The sequence below is a fragment of the Paenibacillus sp. MDMC362 genome (assembly GCF_003269305.1).
Classification (GTDB): domain Bacteria; phylum Bacillota; class Bacilli; order Paenibacillales; family Paenibacillaceae; genus Paenibacillus_AQ.
Map to the genome: position 1 here is coordinate 118,881 of NZ_QLYT01000016.1, position 18,380 is coordinate 137,260.

Genomic DNA, 18,380 nt, shown 5'->3' on the forward strand with positions numbered 1-18,380 from the left:
ATTGCTTATAATCGGCTATCCTATGTGCAGTACAAGGGGCCCCCATCATGAATTTAAATATAGCTCTGCGTATCTCTATTTCTTGCGAACTTGTAGGTTGCAATCAGCGATAATGCCAGGGCAAAAGCCAGTAGAATCGCCACATTCAATATAATGTCGGTCAGCGTGCTTCCTTGCTGAAGCTTGCCGAACGTATCGAGCAGCCAATACTGCGGCAGGAAATCGGCAATTCGCTGAATCGCTTCGGGCATCACGGAAAGCGGGAACACACACCCCGCCAGCAGCGAAGTCGGCATGATCACCATCGTCTGGATTCCGTTCGCCATCATGGTGCTGTCCGAGAATGCGACAATGACCTGCGATAAACTGACCGCGACCAGAGCGAACAGCGACAGAATCAGGAACATCTGCCAGAGCGGAATGCCGGGCTCGATATGAAAGAACCGGGTCATGACAAACAAGGTGGCCGCAATCTGGATCATCATCAGAACGATGTTCACGATGGCATTCGAGAAGACGTAACTGCGGGCCGTAATAGGCGACGATAAGAGTCTATAGTACGTACGGTTCTCGCGATCCCGGATCGTTAATGCCGATAGATTCACGGCGGAGAATAACATGAACACAACCAAGTAACCAATCGTCCGGTTGGTCATATCATGATTGGCCGATTGATCCGCAACCGTAGTCGTGGACAATTGAAACGTTGAACTCCGATAACCGCTGTATAATTCGTTAAATGCGGCGGCATCGCCACCCGCCATAACTCCCATGGATGAAATATTCCGGATGTACGCGTTCAGATACGATTTGACATACCCCGTAACCTGAGCTCCCTTAATCGATTCGATCCGGACCGGCTCGGGTGCCCCCTGAATTACGCTCTGCGCAAACCCCTCGGGGAAAATCAGCACCGCATCCAGTTCACCCGACACAACCAAGTCATCCGCTTCCGATTCCTCAATAACCGATGCCTCGGTATGCTCCAAATGAGCAACATAATCGATCATATCTTGCGTGACCTTCTGTTCGATATCGTGGTTGACGATGCCAATGTTAACGGAAGTCTCTCCAGAACCCTTGTAGATTAAGGTGGATAGCAGAATACCGACAATAGGAAGCGCGATAACGAGCAGCAGATTTTTATAATCCTTCAACGAGGTCAATATCGTCTTTCGAATGAGCCAGAGCATATCCTTCATCATTACAGCCCTTCCCTTCTCCGCATCGAAATCATAGCTACCGCTAAGAGCAGGACGGAAAATCCCGCATTCAGCATCATCGCATGCACGGCTGCAGTCCCATCGCCTGAATAGATGATTTGCAGCAGAGCCTCATTGGACCAATGCAGGGGAGAATATGTTGCGGCCTCCCTCATGAATCCCGTTGTGCTTGCAACCGGCGTATATCCTCCGCCGAAAAACGCAGCCAGTTGAATAATGACCATGATGACAGCTCCGGCTGCATTTCCCTTCAGCACGTAACTGATGCCGAGCCCCAGGCTGAGCGCAAACAGGATCTCGGTGAACAAAACCAGGAATACCATAATTGGGTTCTCCCCCCAATAGGCATTAAACATATATTTGCTGATCAGCACAACGATGATGACAAATACGGCATTGATTGCAAGCGTGCCCATTATTTTTCCGGCAAAAATCTCGGCTTTCGTCACCGGTGAGGCCAACAGGCGCTGCGCGGTGTTTCGCTTTCGCTCACTATCGATGAGTCCGCCTGCCGTCAAGGCGCTGTACAGGATGATCATCGTAGTGACCGCAATCGAAAAATAATCAAGCGAACCCGGCTGCCTCGCCCCCTGAATGGAAGACTCCAGCACATAACTCCCTCCATCATCAACAAGCGGCTTGTTCTCATATGCCGAATCGATCTTCGCGGCTTCGGCTGACAGCCGGTACCGGTCGGTAAATGCGGACAGCATCCCCTGGACAATCCCGTTCTCCGTACTGTTGCGGCTGTTTCCATCATAACGGATGCCTTGGCCGTCCATTTCCACGTAACCGGTGTATCGGTTGTTTCTCACTTCCTGCTCTCCGTCCATGCCTTCCTCGACTTGCTGAAAGACAATGCCCGATGAGCGCTCCGCCTCCTGCATGAAAACCTGCCATTGCTCCGTAAGCTCGGGTCCTGCGCCGTCGTTATGGTATAACAACCGGATATCTCCAATCGCGGTACTGCCGTTAAAAGCATTCGAAAGCGCCGTCCCTAGAATCAGAATGAGCAGCACCGGGGTTGCCAGCATGAATACCAGCATCCGCGGCTCCCGGACGATCTTCATCTCCTTCAGCGCGATTCTCAGTACGTTCATGTACTTCCACCTCCCTCTTCCTAGGTCCGATTAATCCCGAAGGCTCCGGCCGGTCAACGTTAGGAACACTGTTTCCAAATTCGGCTCGGACGCTTGAACGGAACGAATTTCAATGCCTTGCGCCATGAATTGCTGAATGATTTTATTTAGGTTATTGACCCCTGCGTCGGAGCTGATGTGCACGATATTCTCCTTCACTTCAACCGATTTGACGCCTGCAATTTCCTTCAGCTTGCTCGCTTCAAGATGGGCGGCCGTTTGCACTTCGATCCCGATATCCTTCTGGTCGGTAATAATGGCCTTCAGCTGTGCCTTCGTGCCCTCTGCTATGATCTTGCCGTGGTCGATAATGGCAATCCGGGTGCAGAGCTCCTCCACTTCCTCCATATAATGGCTCGTGTACAGGATCGTGCTGCCCATCTCGCTCAGCTTCCTGACCGCGTTTAGTATATAATTCCTCGATTGGGGATCAATGCCGACGGTCGGCTCATCCATGATGATCAGCTTCGGTCTGTGGGCAATCGCGCAAGCGATATTCAGTCGTCTCTTCATGCCTCCGGAGAAGCTCTTCGGGTACATTTTATGTTTGTCGCTAAGTCCGACGAAGGCAAGCGCCTCTTCGGCTCTGCTTCTAAGCTCCGATCCTCTCAGACCATACAATCCTGCAAAAAAATGAACATTCTCATAAGCGGTCAGATCCTCATATATTGCGACCTCTTGCGGAACCATGCCGATCTGCTGCTTCGCGAACTTTCGATGCTTCATCAGATTCTTGCCCAGGACATGAACCTCTCCCTTGGTCATGGGCATGAGCGACGATATGATATTGATGGTTGTGCTCTTGCCTGCACCGTTCGCACCCAGGAAGCCGAAGATCTCGCCTTCCCGTATGTTCAACGACAACTGGTCTACCGCTATGAAATCCCCAAACTTCTTCGTGAGCCCTTTTATCTCCAGCACGTTCATACATATTCGCCTCCATATTCCATCCACGCATCAACCGGTGGACTTGATCTGCATTTATCGTACGAAAAAAGGATGCCCTTGCGATAGTGCACAAGTTCATCCTTACCCATGAGAATCTTCATGTTGTTGATGATCCAAATCTTCACCCTTGTGGGGAGGGAATGTCATTTTGACCCGATATCTCTAATCCGCCAAATGTGCTTACCGAGTTTTAGCTATAAGGAATTAAAGTGGTCACCGAGAAGCCGTCGGAGCCATCCACGATCACGGTTCCATTCACGACCGCGGCGCGTTCCTCCATGCCTATGATCCCAAGCCCCTTGATGACCTTCTGCATGCCCTTGCCGTTATCGCTGACCTTGGCCTTGATCATGGTGCCCAGAACTTCGATATGTAACGAGACTGCCGTTGCATTCGCATACTTCATCGTATTGGTTAATGCTTCCTGGGTGTTATCCTGAATGATTTTCCACTGAAGCGGCGTAATCACATCCATATTGCCCTCATGCGTTAATACGGTCTTGATCGGGTGCTGGGCGGAGAACTCCTCTAAGAATAAACGCATTCGGTTAATGCCGAGCTGTTCCGTCGGAGGCTTTACGTTCTTCAGAACCAGCCTGATGCTCTCAATGCCTTCTTTGGAGATCGATATGGCATTCTGCAGCAGCTCGGCGGACTTGTCCGGATTCGTTGTCATCAAGCGTTTGGCCGCTTCCATCTGAATCAACGCTCCCGTCATGGAATGCCCGATCTTGTCATGAATTTCCTGAGACAGCCGATTTCGCTCTTCCAGCTTGAACATATATTCAAACTGCCGGATGTACTCATTATTCTCGCTCAGTCGCTGGGTCAACCGATCCAGTTCACGATGCATCTGCTCGTTCTGCTCCTGATAGGATGTGACTCGGTTTATAAAAGTCCTCAGCATCGTGAGATAAATATAGGATAGAACGGATATAAAGACATAGGTCATGGCAAGCTCCTGAGGCACCATAAGCGCTGGAACCAGCAGCGGGATCAGGATCATCCAGCTCCTGCGAAGATATAAAGACAGCAGCTCATACAGATTCGCGGGAAGCAGCATGAAGAACAGCGGATGGATGTAGAATGAGGACGCCACGACGACAAGAATAGCCAGTACCATGAAGTATGGCTGTGTATTGCGACTCTTGAAAATATAGACGGATATATTCACGGACAGGTAGAGAAGCGTGACCAGTATATACCATGGCGTTATCGCAAGATCAGAGGCATACGACTGGCCGATCACATACAGGAACAGCATGCTTTTGAAAGCGATGACCCACAGTTCGGCATATTTTCGGCGTTCGCTCACTTATTCACTTCTCCCGTCAGATAAAAAATCGCAATCTGGGTCCGATGCTCAAGACCTGTCTTGCTGAGAACCGAGGTGATGTGATTGGCAATCGTACCTTCGGAAATAAACAGTTTCTTCGAGATTTCCTTGTTGGCCAGCCCTTTGGCGATGAGCGCCATAATATCCAGTTCCCGTTCGGTGAATAGACTCCGGTCGAACTTGTCTTCCTTATCTTCCTTGTCAGGCTTTCCGGGAGACAGCCCGGATTTGATTTTATCCAGTACGACGTCCTGCAGCACATGATGGCCGTGGTACACGGTTTTGATTGCATCGCGAATCCGTTCCGGGTCGTTATTCTTCAGCAGATAACCCTTGGCGCCATTCAGGATCGCATCGGTAATGTATTCATCGTCGTCGAAGGTCGTTAAGATCAGCGTCTTGGTCTTGGTACGCTCCGTGAGCTGCTTCGCGGCCTCAACGCCGTTCAGATTCGGCATCCGGACGTCCATCAGCGCCACATCCACTTCATGCGCTTCGCAATAGGCCACCGCTTCCTGGCCGTCTTCAACGGTCGCCACGACGTCAAACTCATCAAACGTAGTCAGGATGATTTTCATACCTTCCCTGATAAACGAATTATCGTCCGCTATGATCACTTTAATCTTCAACTTACGCTCACACTCCCTTATTCAGGATTATACAGGCTGTCATCTTGAAGAACGATAGTATTTTATTCACCTAATAAAAGGGGGCCTCAAGACCAGCGGACTGCTGCCATGTTCCCGGCTAACATGCACCAACCTGCTTGAGCGAAGCAAAAAAGCAGTGCGGGTGTAAACCCACACTGCCCATTGGCCAGCCTAATCTATTAAGAGACAGTCATCGACTTTCTTTTGTCGGAATGGCTCCCCTTCTTCAGCACCGAGGCAAGCAGCAGAACAAGGAAACCTCCGGCGATAGACCACAGTACGGCAGCATTCGCGGAAGATGCGGAAACGCCGTCAAAATACATCACATCTCTTAGAGCCGAAGCAGCAAAGCGGAGCGGCGTCCACGAGTACAGCCAATCCTGTGTTGCCTGCGGCAGAAACTCCGGCGCCATATTGAGAAGCGGCATCGAGAAGAACATCAGGAGCACCAAGATGCCCATAGCCGGGATTCCCATCCAGTTGAGCAGGGTCGACTGAAGGAGGAAAAAAGCGGAACCTGCCAGCCACAGCATCAGCCAAACACGGCTCCCGTTGGTAAACTCCATGCCATACCAGGAGGATGCCATCCATACCAGGAAACCGGAAGCCAGACCCGCCAGCAGCATACCGGCAGCGCCTTGCAGCACAATCGAGGTCCCCCTGCGGCTGCCACCAGCTACGGCTTTCTGCAGCGCCTGGAACAAGAACACGCTAATGATCAGGCATCCAATCCATAAAATCTGTATCAGCATGCCCGGTGCATTGCCGCTTGCGTGGTTAGTCCCGACAGGGTGAACAACCTCCTCCTGAACCTCAAACGGAGCAAGGAGAGCCTGTGCGGTTGTTACAGGCAGCATATCCGTCTGCGTGCTGATCATGGTCAATGCCTGGTTGGAGAGCTGCGCTCCCGCCATCTTCATCGCTTGCCCGAGCATCTGTTTCACCGCTGTGGATGCCTGCGCGCTCATCCCCTCGTTCACCAGCACCTGTACCACAGCCGGCTTCGGAGCAGGCGATTGCAGCGACAAGATGCTCGCGCTTAAGTCCTCGGGCAGGATAAGGGCTCCATAATACTTCTGGCTGTCGAGCCCTTCCCGTGCCTCCGCTTCCGAATTTACGATGTTCCACAGAATGGGCAGCTGTGAGTTGCCCTGCAGCATCCCCTTCATCATATCGCCAACAGCAAGGGGTTCGCCGTTCGGTAACTTCGCCGGCTGATCCAAGACGACCAATGCAACGGGCAGAGACTTCGGCTTCGCTCCCGCGATCGATCCCATCATGGCCACGCCGAAGACCGACAGGGCCAGAATAACAACCAATGCGCCGATCCACAGCATGTTTTGTCTTAAGAAACCCATATCTACCACTCCTCGTCATTAATGAACATACTGTTGATTAAAGATCACAGCGTTAATTATAATGAAGGGAGACTTTTGTTCAATCATCAGCTTTCGGCGGAGTGTTCATTACTCATCAGTGTTCAAGCATTCTGTTGATTAAGTGTTCAAATTGTACTGGAGGGAAGTTCCTTGATCAAAAAGACGGATCGCCGGCAAATTCGGACGAATCAGCTGTTGCGGCAAACCTTGTTTGAGCTCATGGACGAAAAAAACATAAACGCGATTACCGTCACCGATATCGCCAATCGCGCCAATCTCAACCGAGGTACCTTCTATCTGCATTATCGGGACGTGCCGGATATGCTGGATAAGCTCAAAGGAGAGGTGCTCCAGAAGATTAAGGATATCGTCGTACATATTGACCCCAGGGATTCCAGAGACTATGCGGAAAAGGGAGAGCCTTATCCGGCGTCAGAACAAATATTCGAGGAGCTCATCCGTCATGCCGCCTTCTTGAGAGCCATTGTCGGCCCGAATGGGGACATATCCTTCGTGCGGCAATTCAGGGAATTCATGAAAGATCATATGTTTGCTAAGCATGCGTTCAGAATGCCCGCAGGTGAGAATCAAATCATTCCGAGCGATTACCTGATTGCGTATATGACCTCCGCCAATATCGGCCTGGTCATACACTGGATCGAGTCCGGGATGAACAAGTCCGCAAGAGAGATGGGGATCATGATGACCCAGCTGATCAACTACGGCCCGTTGATTACTTCAGGAATTATCCAAAAACAATAATGCAACGTAAAAAAGAGAAGCGGGGACTCCCTCGCTTCTCTTCTGTGCTTAATGGCATATAGGCACTTTGCCTGCTTCGCTAATTGATCAATTGCTTTACTAATTCGCGGTTTCGCTCCTTGAATACCTCATTATGCGAGGAGACCATCGCGTACTTTTTGGCATCCGGCTCAATGAACTGCTTCGCGCTGTTCACCGCGTTCGCGGCATCCTGGAAGGCGCCCGCAATCAGGTGCAGCTTCCCGTCAAAATGCAGGATGTCGCCCGCGGCATATAATCCCGGTATGGAAGAGTTGCAGCTTGCGTTCCCCGCGATATAGTAATCATCCACCCGATGAATATCGAGCTGGCTGTTCTCCAAGAGCGACATATCCCGTTCATAGCCATGGTTAATGATCACTTCGTCTACGGCCAGATAGGAAACTTCCCCCGTCTCATTATTCGTCAATTCCACCCGCTCGATCACCTCATGGTTATCCGAAGCAATAAGCTTCGTGATCGATGTATTGAGATGGCAAGTGGCCTTGCTGTTCATCAACTGATCGACTTGGGCTTCATGGCCTGACAATTCGCCTTTGCGATAGGCCAGGTACACCTTCTTCGCCACAGGCTCCAGCTCGTTCGCCCAATCCACGGCCGAGTTTCCTCCGCCGGACACAATCACCGTTTTGCCCTTGAAATGCTGCAGGGACTTCACCGTGTAGTTCAGGTTCGACACCTCAAACCGCTCGGCTCCTTCGATATCCAGCTTCTGCGGATTCAGGATGCCTCCGCCGACCGCCACGATGACCGTTTTGGACAGATGCACGCCGGAATTCGCCGTATGTAATTCGAACAGCCCTTCCTCATTGCGGGTGATCGATTCAACCTTCTCGTTTAACAGCACTTCGGGATTAAACGTCAGACCTTGCTGAACCATCTGCTCGATCAGCTTCGCGCCCGGAACGGGTGTCAGTCCGCCGACGTCCCATATCATTTTTTCCGGATAGACGTGAACCTTCCCGCCAAGCATGGGTTGATATTCTATAATCTTGGTTTTCATGCCGCGCAGTCCACTATAAAAAGCAGAATATAATCCTGCTGGTCCTCCACCAATAACCGTTACATCAAATATCTCTTTCCCACTCATGCATTTCACTCCCGGTCTATAGATTAAAAGGCTGTTTGTGATCACCTTGTAACGTAAATGATTATCATTATCAATTAGTATACGTTGCCTTTCACCGTTTTACAATCAATCATTTAGAAAAAATTCATATTGTCACAATTTCGCCTATATTTAGGTTTGTATCACTCTTCCAAATCTATATATGGATATTATTCGGCTGAAAAATGAATATTATTTAAAATTTCCATTAAGATATTTATTGACAACAATGCGGCCCCACATTATATTTATGGATGAAATTGAGAATCATTATCGTTTGATAGCTAACTACTCTGGAGGTGAAATGATGATTCGCCTAAGTACAGATCGAATAAGCGTCGGTTACGGCGAGAATCTGATATTGAATCGTCTTAACGTAGATATTCCCGATAAAAGAATCACAACCATTATTGGGCCGAACGGCTGCGGCAAATCCACTCTTTTGAAGGCTGTTACCCGCATTATTCCTTACCAGTCCGGTGCTGCCATTCTGGATGGAGAAGAAATCGCCAAGATGAACACCAAGCTGCTGGCGAAGAAGCTGGCCATTCTGCCCCAAACTCCGGAAGGACCGGGCGGTTTAACGGTTGGCGAGCTTGTCTCCTATGGCCGATATCCTCATCAACGCGGTTTTGGCCGCTTGACCAAGCAGGATATGGAAGTGATTGACTGGGCGCTGGAGGTTACCGGGACCCAGGATTACAAATATCGCTCGGTGGATGCTCTATCGGGGGGACAAAGACAGCGGGTGTGGATTGCGATGGCACTTGCTCAGGAGACCGAAATGATCTTCCTCGACGAACCGACAACGTATTTGGACATGGCGCATCAGCTCGAGATCCTGGAACTGCTGGAGAGGCTTAACATCGAGCAGGAGCGTACCATTGTTATGGTTCTGCATGATTTAAACCAAGCCGCCAGATTCGCTGATTACATAATCGCGATGAAGGATGGAGACATCATTCAGGCCGGAGATCCGGAAGCCGTCATTTCACACGACGTATTAAAGAAAGTATTCCATATCGACGCCGAGATCGGCCGCGATCCGCGCACCGCAAAACCGATCTGTATCACATACAATCTATTAAAAGGGGAAAAAGAGGATGTACTCAAAACGGAGCAAAACGACAACTACGAAGAAACTACTCATCCCGTTTATAGCGCTGCTGCTCATTCTTAGCGCTTGCAGCAGCAAGCCTGCGGAGACAAGCAGCAATCATACAGGAACGGCCGAAACACCGAAAACGGAACAAAGCGAAGCTCCATCCGGGACCATTACATATGAGTCCGAGAACGGACCCGTCGAAGTGCCTGCCAATCCGCAGCGCGTGGTTGTGCTGTCCTCTTACGTAGGCGACCTGCTTGCACTCGGCGTCAACATGGTGGGCGTTGATTCCTGGTCCAAGGCCAATCCCGCATTTGCGGACAAAATCAAGGATGCCGAAGAAGTCACGGATGAAAGCCTGGAAAAAATCATCGAGCTGGACCCCGACCTCATCATCGGCCTGTCCACTATCAAGAACGTCGATAAGCTGAAAGAGATTGCCCCAACCGTGACCTTCACCTACGGAAAAGTCGATTATTTGACGCAGCATCTTGAAATCGGCAAGCTTGTGAACAAAGAAAAAGAAGCCCAAGCCTGGATCGATGATTTCAAGCAACGGGCGCAAAAAGCCGGTGAGGACATCCGTGCCAAAATTGGAGAAGACGCCACCGTATCCGTTATCGAGAGCTTTGATAAACAGCTTTATGTATACGGCGATAACTGGGGGCGCGGTACTGAAATCCTGTATCAGGAAATGAAGCTGAACATGCCGGAAAAAGTGAAAGAAATGGCACTGAAGGACGGTTACTATGCCCTTTCCGCGGAAGTGCTGCCGGAGTATGCCGGCGACTATGTTATTCTGAGCAAATTTGCCGATGCCGATACGTCCTTCCAGCAAACCGAGACGTATAAGCAAATCCCGGCGGTGAAGAATGGCCGCGTATACGAAGCAGACGGAAACCGGATTTATTTTAATGATGCCACCACGCTGGAGTACCAACTGGAGTTCATTACGGAACACTTTTTGGGCAACTAGCATTTAGGCTGCCTTTGCTCAGACTTATTTCGATTGCATATTCCAACTTTAAGATGAAAAGATGATTCCATTGACAATGCCTACGAAACGGTCCATTCCTATTTCCATCAAATTGATTGCAGGCATCATCGTATTTATAGGCATGTTTGTTGTTGCGATGGTGTTCGGCGCAGCTGAAACCAGCATCAAGGATGTATGGTTTGCCCTTACCACCTCGATGGAGGGCGAGAAATTATCCCTCCTTCGCGAAATCCGCCTGCCCCGTGAGGTTGCCGCCATTCTGGTCGGAGCCGCGCTTGCGGTCTCCGGCGCCATCATGCAGGGCATTACCCGCAATCCGCTGGCGGATCCCGGCCTGCTTGGCCTTACCAGCGGGGCGAATGCAGCGCTTGCCTTCACGCTGGCTTTCCTGCCGGCTGCCAATTATTTTGGCATTATGGTGGCCTGCTTCATCGGAGCAGCGGTCGGTGCCGTGATGGTCTTCGGCATCGGAGCCATGCGAAAGGGCGGCTTCTCTCCCTTGCAGATGGTACTGGCTGGCTCAGCCGTATCCGCATTCCTGTACGCCATTGCTGAAGGAATCGGCATTTATTTTAAAATATCCAAGGATGTGTCCATGTGGACGGCAGGCGGTGTGATCGGCACATCATGGGGACAGCTGCAGACGATATTTCCGTTTATTCTCATTGGAATTCTAATTGCCATCGTGTTATCAAGACAGCTGACCATCCTTAGCCTGAGTGAAGAAGTCGCCGTCGGTTTGGGACAGAACATTGCTGCTATCAAAGGCATCCTGTTTGTCGTGATTGTTCTCCTGGCTGGAACCTCTGTGGCCTTGGTGGGAAATCTGGCCTTCCTCGGCCTGATGATTCCCCATATCGTCCGCGGGATCGTCGGAACCGACTACCGCCATGTCATTCCGATGTCCGCCCTCGTGGGAGCCATCTTCATGCTGTTTGCCGACACGGTTGGACGTACGCTGCATGCTCCTTACGAAACACCCGTAGCTGCTCTGATCGCCATCATGGGATTGCCCTTCTTCCTGTTTATCGTACGCAAAGGAGGGCGGGGACTGTCATGATTCATCCATCGTTAATAAGAAAACAACGCATTACATTTCTGGTCTTGTTGATCCTTACAGTGGTTACAGTCCTCGTTGGTCTGGGTCTCGGTTATTCGTCCGTTAGCTATGACCGGATTATTCCAACCCTGCTGGGCCAAGGCAGCTTCAAAGAGAAATTCATTATCTTCGATGTGCGCTTGCCGCGCATGCTTATTACTTTGCTGGCCGGAATGGCGCTCGCCTTATCGGGTGCCATTCTGCAGAGCATTACCCGAAATGATCTCGCGGATCCCGGAATTATCGGCATTAACTCGGGGGCCGGGGTCGGCGTAGCCGTATTTTTCCTGTTCTTCCCGATCGAAGCCGGCTCCTTTATATACATGCTGCCCTTGGCGGCATTTATCGGAGCTGTGCTAACGGCCGTAGGCATCTACCTGTTCTCTTTCCGAAAAGGTGAAGGCCTGCAGCCCGTTAAATTGGTGCTTACCGGTGTCGGGTTCTCCATGGCACTCTCGGGCGTCATGATTGTGCTCACGTCGTCTGCCGAGCGGACCAAAGTCGATTTTATTGCCAAGTGGCTGGCGGGGGGGATATATGGAACCGATTGGCCCTTCATTGCGGCGCTGCTGCCCTGGCTGATCATCCTGATTCCGTTCACCCTGTACAAAGCGCAGCGCATGAATCTGCTGGGATTAAGCGATCCCGTGGGCATCGGCGTCGGCGTATCCATTGAGAAGGAGCGTATCGTGCTGCTTCTGGCTGCCGTAGCGCTTGCAGCATCCGCGGTATCCGTTACGGGCGGGATTACATTCATCGGACTCATGGGTCCACACATTGCCAAAGCCCTGGTTGGCCCGCGGAATCAGATGTACATTCCGATTGCCGTATTGATCGGGGGCTGGCTGCTGCTGCTCGCGGACACGATCGGACGCAATATCGTGGATCCTGACGGCATCGCCGCAGGCATTATGGTCGCCATCATCGGCGCGCCGTATTTTGTATATTTGCTGCTGAAGAAAAAATAACCATTATTCTCTGTTTAACTGAATGCCTAAGCCCCTATTGCACTATTTCAGGTGTAATAAGGGCTTTTTTGACTGGTTTGGCTATGGCTGCCGTCATTTTCGAGCACAAAATAAAGAGGGCACCGCATGGATGCCCTCTTTATCGCGTAGGGAGTAAGAAATCTCGTTCGGCCGAGTGTTAGCCCTTTACTTCTTCCCCCGGTTGGCCGCCTCCTCCAGGCGCCGGAACCGTTTCAGATCAGCCTTCCGAATCGGAATCGGCTCTCGGCTCAGCAGCTTCACTACGGCAATGACCAACAACAGCAGCAGCACCGTAAACGGCAATGCCGCAATCAATGAAGCCGTCTGCAAGGCTTCCAGCCCGCCTGCAAACAGCAGTACACCGGCTATGGCTGCCATGAGCGTGCCCCACACGATTTTTGCCACTTGAGGAGGGTTCAGACTGCCATAAGTGGTCATGCTGGATAAGATGTAGGTTGCTGAGTCCGCTGATGTTACCAGGAACGTCAGAATAAGTAAAATCGCCAGCACATTCATGACCATGGAGAAGGGTAATTGGTTAAAGAGCTGAAACAGAGCAGATGTCACATCTGCATTAACGGCTGCGGCAATCCCTGTGCCCTCGTGCAGGTCAAACCAGATGGCCGTCCCGCCGAATACCGCGATCCATAAACAGGCAATGACTGGCGGCACAACCATCACGCCCACAATGAATTCGCGAACCGTTCTTCCCTTGGATACCCTCGCCACGAAAGCTCCTACATACGGAGACCAAGCAATTGCCCAGGCCCAGTAAAAGATCGTCCATTCCCGTACCCATGTACCTTCGGCATAGGGTTGAAGCCGCAGGCTGTACGATACGAAATTCGTAATGTAATCGCCCAGCGCCAATGTAAAGGTCTCCAGAATGAAAACGGATGGTCCGCTAACAAACACAAACAACAGAAAAATGAGCGCCATCGCGAGGTTCAGGTTGCTTAAGTATTTAATCCCTTTATCAAGCCCGGTTGTTGACGAGATCATATAAGCAACGTAAATAAGCCCCAGCATGATTAATTGCAACCCAACGCCGTTGTTTACTCCCATAATCGTGTTCAAACCACCGCTCATCTGCAGGACGCCAAGTCCAATGGAAGTCGCGATGCCCATGACTGTTGCAATTACCGCTAGGATATCAATTGTATTCTTCACAGCGGGCTTCGAGCCGGTGACAGGCTCCAGTGCTGTAGACACCAGCCCATCCTTCTGCTTACGGAATTGAAGAAACGCGATCACAAGTCCGACAAGGGCAAACACGGACCACTGACTAATCCCCCAATGAAAAAAAGAATAGCCCATAGCCACACGCGCTGCGTCCACACCTTGTGCTTGGACGCCCCCGAACGGCGTCTTAAAAAAATGGCTCATGGGTTCGGCCACGCCCCAAAACACCAGCCCTACACCAAACCCCGCAGAGAACAGCATTCCGATCCAGGTGAAGAACGGATACTCGGGCTTCTCCTTATCTCCGCCAAGGCGAATCGTTCCGTATTTACTGGCTGCCACCCAGATCAAAAAGATAATAATCACAAAGATCGAGAGCAGATAGAACCAGCCGAACGTATTCGTCGTAAATCTGTACAAATACCCTGCCACTTCACCGAATGCTCCAGGCATAGCAGCCCCTAGAATAGCAAGAATGGCAATGATAACGGCCGAAACCGTAAACACGATATTCTTGAACATATGCTCCACCTCAGGCTATTAAGTCATCCATTCCTATACAGTATTTGTATTTAAACCAGAATTGATGTACTTCATCGGTAAAAGTGTGCAGCAGGGGATGATTCTTCTGATCGAGGGGAACTTGAAGTACTATTCGTTAGGAACCTGTTGCGTATCGATATGCTGTTGTCCCAGAATGACCATTTGCTCGAGCACCGCTTTGAAATGGGTACCGAACTCCGTTATGGAGTATTCCACCTTGGGGGGGGACCTCTTGATACACCGTCCGTTTCACGATGCCGCTCTCCTCTAACTCACGCAATTGAACGGTAAGCACATGCCTTGATACTTCCGGTATTCTCCGATGCAGTTCACCAAAACGCAGCGTTTGCTGAAACAGTTCATACAGCACTCGAGGCTTCCACTTTCCACTAATCATGTGCAGGCCCACTTCAGCCGGGCACTCATACCGCTCATCCTGATATGGCATATGTATTGCTGAACCTCCTTTAAGTCATTGGTCATAAATAGATGACTATGTCATAAAATTGTGCGTACTTATCACAGCTTTCATTTTCAGATAGGCTATGGCTATCATCATACAGAAAGAGGAGATTCAATGAAACCGTCCATTCCCGCAAGCCGAGTCTGGAAGCCGGAGGTGATGAATGCCGCATTTGCTGATGCATATAACTCAGGGGACATCGATCAAATGCTGGCGTTGTATGAACTGAACAGTATTCATGTCCACAGCAATGGAAGCCTGGAGATCGGAATTCATTCCTTCCGCCATACGCTGGAGGAACTGCTGCTGCTTCAGGGCAAGATGGTCTCCACCAATCTATACTGCATTCCCTTTGAAAATATCGCTATGCTGCGTGCCCATTTCACCTTGCATACCGTGGACCCGGATGGCCAACCTCTTGTGCTGCAAGGTTATACCTCCGAGATCGTGAGACAACAGCCTGATGGAAGCTGGCTGTACATTGTGGACCATCCGTTTAGTTCGGATGTTACGGAATGAAGAGGAGTCGTGTTTGTCACGGTACAAAAAAAACAATCCGGATGGTCATAAACCATCCGAATTGCCTCTCAAAGATGAATTGCATTATTCCTTCACGAATTCCTTCGTGCTGCGCACGGTATCGATTGGACGAACCATACTCTCGATCTGTTCGCGCTTTGGCTCCAGGAATGGAGGCAGGGACAATTTCTCGCCCAGAGTTTCATATGGCTCATCTCCCATGAAGCCTGGACCGTCCGTTGCAAACTCAAACAGAATTTGAGGTGCAACTCGCGCGTACAAGGACTGGAAGAAATAGCGGTCTACAAAGCCCGACGTATGGAATTGAAAGTCGTCAAGACGCTTGATCCAATGCTCCAGCACCGAGCGGTCCTCTACCCGGAAAGCCGCGTGGTGTACAGTGCCGAAGCCCTGCTGAGCTCTTGGAAGCACGGCGTTGTATTCGACAACCACCTGTGCGCCATTGCCGCCTTCACCAACCTCAAACAGGTGAAGCGAACCTTCCTTGCCGATTTCCTTGAATTCGAGCACTTTCTCCATCATATCCTTGAAATAATCGAAGTTGGACACCCGTACAAACACCGGGCCAAGTCCTGTAATCGCGTGCTCCAGCGGAATCGGTCCCTTCTGCCAAGGAGTTCCTGAAGCCACGCCCTCGTTGTTCTCATCGGAGATGAGCTGATACTGCTGATCGTCAAAATCAACAAAGGCGAGTGTCTTTTTGCCAAACAACTCTTGAATGCCTTGATGCTTTACATCCAGCCGATCAAATCGCTTGACCCAATATTCAAGCGCTGCATCGTCAGGAACACGGAACGAGGTTTTGTAGATCTCGTCTGTGCCGTGTCTGCCTTGCGGGATACCCGGAAAATCAAAGAAGGTCATATCGGTGCCGGCACTACCCTTGTCATCCGCAAAGAACAGGTGGTATGTTTGAATATCGTCCTGATTAACTGTTTTCTTCACAAGTCGCATGCCGAGCACATAGGTGAAAAACTCGTAGTTCTTCTCGGCACTGCTCGTAATGGCTGTTACATGGTGAATTCCTTTTAATCCGTTCATGGTTAATTTCCCCCGTCTCTTCTATTTAGAAAGTGTTTGCCCGACCTTCAAAAATTATTATTTCGACTTAAAACATCTTTAATTTAAGATAATAATATCACGACCATTCTGTTCCGTCAACCTTCTAAGTTCAATATCTTATTTTGGTCGTGAATGATATAAAAAAACGGCCGGACATAAGAACATCCGGCCGTTCTATTTCTATTCCTTATAAGAGTGTCCTCATGTCCGTTACACGCCAGTATTGGATAATCCAATGACAGGAAACAGCTGGATGCGCTGGTGGGTCTCCTCGTGATACAACCAACCATCCCGAACATGGTCCACAAACAATATGCCGTTCAGATGATCAATCTCGTGCTGCATACATCTGGCCAGATAATCTTCGCCTTCGAGGATCACCGTCTGGCCTTGACGATTCAATGTCTTTACCTTAACCTTATTGGCCCTCTTCACATATCCGTAATACCCCGGATAGGACAGACAAGCTTCGGGGCCCATCTGTTCCCCGTCCATCTCTACGATTTCCGGATTAATCAGCTCGATCAAACCTTCTCCGCAGTCCATGACAATAAGCCTTCGTAAAATACCGATTTGGGGTGCGGCAAGACCAGCGCGCCCTTCACTGTCATACAGCGTCTCCGCCATATCATCCAGAATCTTCATTGCTCTGGCGTTTACGGTATCGACTGGCCGGGCGATCTTTCGTAAGATCGGATCACCGAATGGCACAATAGCTTTAACCGTCATTCACTTAAGCCCCCTTAGTTCTAGAAGGAGGTGTATGCACCCATAAGTCACCTGGAGTACACTCTAAGGTTGTGCAAAGGGCATCTAACGTCTCTGCCTTCATCTGCCTGGGCTGGTTCGTCAGCAATGCACTAATGGAAGCAGCTGATAAGCTGTAATTCGCCTTCTCTTTCATCAGCCGCGCCAAAGCGGCTCCCGACCATATCCCTCTCTCCGCCATCACATTACGTAGCATCCATTCGAGCAAAGGGTCCCCTCCCATCCCACGAAAAATTAGCTTGCACCTTATTTTATTAGGTAATACCTAATATCTCAAGCCCAATTTTTTAGGAGCTAACGAAAGTCGTTCTCTCCAAGATCTTAACGATCCTTAAGAGACACTTAATCGGAAACGAGTTCAGCCTGCACAATCAAACGATGTGTAGCCTCGTAGAGAGGATCGCAAGTGATCAGTGTAATGATCTGCTCATCCGCGTCTCCTTCCAGGACAGATACATCGGTCGGTTCTACGATGGAAATCTGGCCGACTCGGTAAATCAATTCACGGCCATCCGTCTTAATGATGATCTCATCCCCATATGTGAGCTCATTTAATCGATTGAATAGACGTCCGGTCTTATGGGCCCGGTGGGCTGCAATGGCAGCATTACCGGCTTCTCCGAGTCTTGCCGTCCCTGTAACGTGAGCAGCTGCATTCTTCATATTCGACTGGGTTGCTCCCTCCAGAATAGGAAGCTCTAATTCTAATTTGCTAATGGTGATAATGCCGATAGGCGAACCTTCTTCATAACCAGTCTGTTCCTCCAGTGTTGAGTCCGCTGTCTCTCCCTCGTCCAGGATCCGGGACAGCTCCTTGTAATGAACAGCAACATTATCTCGAGCGGAACCCTGTTGAGCCTCAGCCTCAATTTGCGCTGCTTCCTTCAGTAAATCCCTTTGTTGGCGGTCTGCATTCCAATCGCGGAGGAACGGATATAAGAATATGAGAAGTCCGACAAGAATCAAGCCAACCGAAAGTTTCCGCATGAACAGCCCTCCTTCCCTACTATGATTGAAATTCAAATCCCCCTCTCCAGTTTACACGCAG

The 18,380-nt window shown here is 50.2% G+C and carries 19 protein-coding genes and 1 pseudogene; 6 read left to right on the forward strand and 14 right to left on the reverse strand.

Going from position 1 to position 18,380, the window contains the following annotated elements:
- Nucleotides 1-53 precede the first annotated feature (53 nt).
- The 6 genes from DP091_RS08240 to DP091_RS08265 all read right to left on the reverse strand — a co-directional run bounded on the left by DP091_RS08240 (nt 54) and on the right by DP091_RS08265 (nt 6,654).
- The gene (locus DP091_RS08240; protein WP_113057874.1) at nt 54-1,205 is read right to left on the reverse strand and encodes an ABC transporter permease; all 1,152 of its coding nucleotides are present in this window, start codon (nt 1,203-1,205) and stop codon (nt 54-56) included.
- Complete coding sequence (locus DP091_RS08245; protein ID WP_113057875.1) at nt 1,205-2,323, reverse strand: ABC transporter permease; 1,119 nt, start codon at nt 2,321-2,323, stop codon at nt 1,205-1,207. The genes DP091_RS08240 and DP091_RS08245 overlap by 1 nt, the downstream gene beginning before the upstream one ends.
- Nucleotides 2,324-2,353: 30 nt before the next feature.
- Nucleotides 2,354-3,289: an ABC transporter ATP-binding protein gene (locus DP091_RS08250; RefSeq protein ID WP_113057876.1), complete on the reverse strand. Its 936-nt coding sequence runs from the start codon at nt 3,287-3,289 to the stop codon at nt 2,354-2,356.
- A gap of 211 nt (nt 3,290-3,500) precedes the next feature.
- The gene (locus DP091_RS08255) at nt 3,501-4,574 is read right to left on the reverse strand and encodes a sensor histidine kinase (protein ID WP_181469760.1); all 1,074 of its coding nucleotides are present in this window, start codon (nt 4,572-4,574) and stop codon (nt 3,501-3,503) included.
- Between the two features lie 47 nt (nt 4,575-4,621).
- Nucleotides 4,622-5,275 carry a response regulator gene (locus tag DP091_RS08260; protein ID WP_113057878.1) on the reverse strand — a complete coding sequence of 218 codons (654 nt, stop codon included), beginning with the start codon at nt 5,273-5,275 and terminating at the stop codon, nt 4,622-4,624.
- 200 nt (nt 5,276-5,475) lie between these two features.
- A complete protein-coding gene (locus DP091_RS08265; protein ID WP_113057879.1) occupies nt 5,476-6,654 on the reverse strand; it encodes a YhgE/Pip domain-containing protein in 1,179 nt (392 codons plus the stop codon).
- A gap of 171 nt (nt 6,655-6,825) precedes the next feature.
- Between DP091_RS08265 and DP091_RS08270 the strand changes: the two genes are divergently transcribed.
- A complete protein-coding gene (locus DP091_RS08270) occupies nt 6,826-7,437 on the forward strand; it encodes a TetR/AcrR family transcriptional regulator (protein WP_113057880.1) in 612 nt (203 codons plus the stop codon).
- 79 nt (nt 7,438-7,516) lie between these two features.
- Here the strand turns inward: DP091_RS08270 and DP091_RS08275 are convergent, their stop codons facing one another.
- On the reverse strand, nt 7,517-8,566 hold the full coding sequence (locus tag DP091_RS08275; protein WP_113057881.1) for an NAD(P)/FAD-dependent oxidoreductase: 1,050 nt from the start codon (nt 8,564-8,566) through the stop codon (nt 7,517-7,519).
- Nucleotides 8,567-8,891: 325 nt separating this feature from the next.
- Between DP091_RS08275 and DP091_RS08280 the strand changes: the two genes are divergently transcribed.
- From DP091_RS08280 to DP091_RS08295, 4 genes are all read left to right on the forward strand, one after another.
- A complete protein-coding gene (locus DP091_RS08280) occupies nt 8,892-9,764 on the forward strand; it encodes an ABC transporter ATP-binding protein (protein ID WP_071220524.1) in 873 nt (290 codons plus the stop codon).
- The gene (locus DP091_RS08285) at nt 9,688-10,665 is read left to right on the forward strand and encodes an iron-hydroxamate ABC transporter substrate-binding protein (RefSeq protein ID WP_113057882.1); all 978 of its coding nucleotides are present in this window, start codon (nt 9,688-9,690) and stop codon (nt 10,663-10,665) included. The genes DP091_RS08280 and DP091_RS08285 overlap by 77 nt, the downstream gene beginning before the upstream one ends.
- A 76-nt stretch (nt 10,666-10,741) precedes the next feature.
- Complete coding sequence (locus DP091_RS08290; protein WP_113058000.1) at nt 10,742-11,746, forward strand: FecCD family ABC transporter permease; 1,005 nt, start codon at nt 10,742-10,744, stop codon at nt 11,744-11,746.
- Nucleotides 11,743-12,753, forward strand: coding sequence for a FecCD family ABC transporter permease (locus DP091_RS08295; RefSeq protein ID WP_113057883.1), 1,011 nt, complete (start codon nt 11,743-11,745; stop codon nt 12,751-12,753). The genes DP091_RS08290 and DP091_RS08295 overlap by 4 nt, the downstream gene beginning before the upstream one ends.
- A 186-nt stretch (nt 12,754-12,939) precedes the next feature.
- On the opposite strand, the gene DP091_RS08300 is transcribed toward DP091_RS08295, so the two are convergent.
- From DP091_RS08300 to DP091_RS32245, 3 genes and pseudogenes are all read right to left on the reverse strand, one after another.
- Nucleotides 12,940-14,478 carry a BCCT family transporter gene (locus DP091_RS08300; RefSeq protein WP_113057884.1) on the reverse strand — a complete coding sequence of 513 codons (1,539 nt, stop codon included), beginning with the start codon at nt 14,476-14,478 and terminating at the stop codon, nt 12,940-12,942.
- 129 nt (nt 14,479-14,607) lie between these two features.
- The gene (locus tag DP091_RS32240) at nt 14,608-14,715 is read right to left on the reverse strand and encodes a hypothetical protein (RefSeq protein ID WP_306438098.1); all 108 of its coding nucleotides are present in this window, start codon (nt 14,713-14,715) and stop codon (nt 14,608-14,610) included.
- A 61-nt stretch (nt 14,716-14,776) separates the two neighbouring features.
- Nucleotides 14,777-14,947, reverse strand: a pseudogene (locus tag DP091_RS32245) (winged helix-turn-helix transcriptional regulator); the annotation flags it as partial.
- Nucleotides 14,948-15,076: 129 nt separating this feature from the next.
- Between DP091_RS32245 and DP091_RS08310 the strand changes: the two are divergent.
- Complete coding sequence (locus tag DP091_RS08310) at nt 15,077-15,481, forward strand: YybH family protein (RefSeq protein WP_113057885.1); 405 nt, start codon at nt 15,077-15,079, stop codon at nt 15,479-15,481.
- A gap of 84 nt (nt 15,482-15,565) precedes the next feature.
- Here the strand turns inward: DP091_RS08310 and DP091_RS08315 are convergent, their stop codons facing one another.
- The 4 genes from DP091_RS08315 to DP091_RS08330 all read right to left on the reverse strand — a co-directional run bounded on the left by DP091_RS08315 (nt 15,566) and on the right by DP091_RS08330 (nt 18,319).
- On the reverse strand, nt 15,566-16,543 hold the full coding sequence (locus DP091_RS08315) for a ring-cleaving dioxygenase (RefSeq protein ID WP_113057886.1): 978 nt from the start codon (nt 16,541-16,543) through the stop codon (nt 15,566-15,568).
- 231 nt (nt 16,544-16,774) lie between these two features.
- Nucleotides 16,775-17,293, reverse strand: coding sequence for a peptide deformylase (gene def, locus DP091_RS08320; RefSeq protein ID WP_113057887.1), 519 nt, complete (start codon nt 17,291-17,293; stop codon nt 16,775-16,777).
- A gap of 4 nt (nt 17,294-17,297) precedes the next feature.
- Entirely contained in the window at nt 17,298-17,540 is a 243-nt protein-coding gene (locus DP091_RS08325) for a helix-turn-helix domain-containing protein (protein ID WP_071220536.1), read from the reverse strand.
- Nucleotides 17,541-17,674: 134 nt separating this feature from the next.
- A complete protein-coding gene (locus tag DP091_RS08330) occupies nt 17,675-18,319 on the reverse strand; it encodes a class D sortase (protein ID WP_113057888.1) in 645 nt (214 codons plus the stop codon).
- Nucleotides 18,320-18,380: the final 61 nt, after the last annotated feature.

Excerpts from the sequence above, each read along its gene's own strand:
- DP091_RS08240 (WP_113057874.1), bottom strand. The coding sequence starts at position 1,205 with ATGATGAAGGATATGCTCTGGCTCATTCGAAAGACGATATTGACCTCG.
- DP091_RS08245 (WP_113057875.1), bottom strand. The coding sequence starts at position 2,323 with ATGAACGTACTGAGAATCGCGCTGAAGGAGATGAAGATCGTCCGGGAG.
- DP091_RS08250 (WP_113057876.1), bottom strand. The coding sequence starts at position 3,289 with ATGAACGTGCTGGAGATAAAAGGGCTCACGAAGAAGTTTGGGGATTTC.
- DP091_RS08255 (WP_181469760.1), bottom strand. The coding sequence starts at position 4,574 with ATGCTGTTCCTGTATGTGATCGGCCAGTCGTATGCCTCTGATCTTGCG.
- DP091_RS08265 (WP_113057879.1), bottom strand. The coding sequence starts at position 6,654 with ATGGGTTTCTTAAGACAAAACATGCTGTGGATCGGCGCATTGGTTGTT.
- DP091_RS08275 (WP_113057881.1), bottom strand. The coding sequence starts at position 8,566 with ATGAGTGGGAAAGAGATATTTGATGTAACGGTTATTGGTGGAGGACCA.
- DP091_RS08280 (WP_071220524.1), top strand. The coding sequence starts at position 8,892 with ATGATTCGCCTAAGTACAGATCGAATAAGCGTCGGTTACGGCGAGAAT.
- DP091_RS08285 (WP_113057882.1), top strand. The coding sequence starts at position 9,688 with ATGTACTCAAAACGGAGCAAAACGACAACTACGAAGAAACTACTCATC.
- DP091_RS08290 (WP_113058000.1), top strand. The coding sequence starts at position 10,742 with ATGCCTACGAAACGGTCCATTCCTATTTCCATCAAATTGATTGCAGGC.
- DP091_RS08295 (WP_113057883.1), top strand. The coding sequence starts at position 11,743 with ATGATTCATCCATCGTTAATAAGAAAACAACGCATTACATTTCTGGTC.
- DP091_RS08300 (WP_113057884.1), bottom strand. The coding sequence starts at position 14,478 with ATGTTCAAGAATATCGTGTTTACGGTTTCGGCCGTTATCATTGCCATT.
- DP091_RS08310 (WP_113057885.1), top strand. The coding sequence starts at position 15,077 with ATGAAACCGTCCATTCCCGCAAGCCGAGTCTGGAAGCCGGAGGTGATG.
- DP091_RS08315 (WP_113057886.1), bottom strand. The coding sequence starts at position 16,543 with ATGAACGGATTAAAAGGAATTCACCATGTAACAGCCATTACGAGCAGT.
- def (WP_113057887.1), bottom strand. The coding sequence starts at position 17,293 with ATGACGGTTAAAGCTATTGTGCCATTCGGTGATCCGATCTTACGAAAG.
- DP091_RS08330 (WP_113057888.1), bottom strand. The coding sequence starts at position 18,319 with ATGCGGAAACTTTCGGTTGGCTTGATTCTTGTCGGACTTCTCATATTC.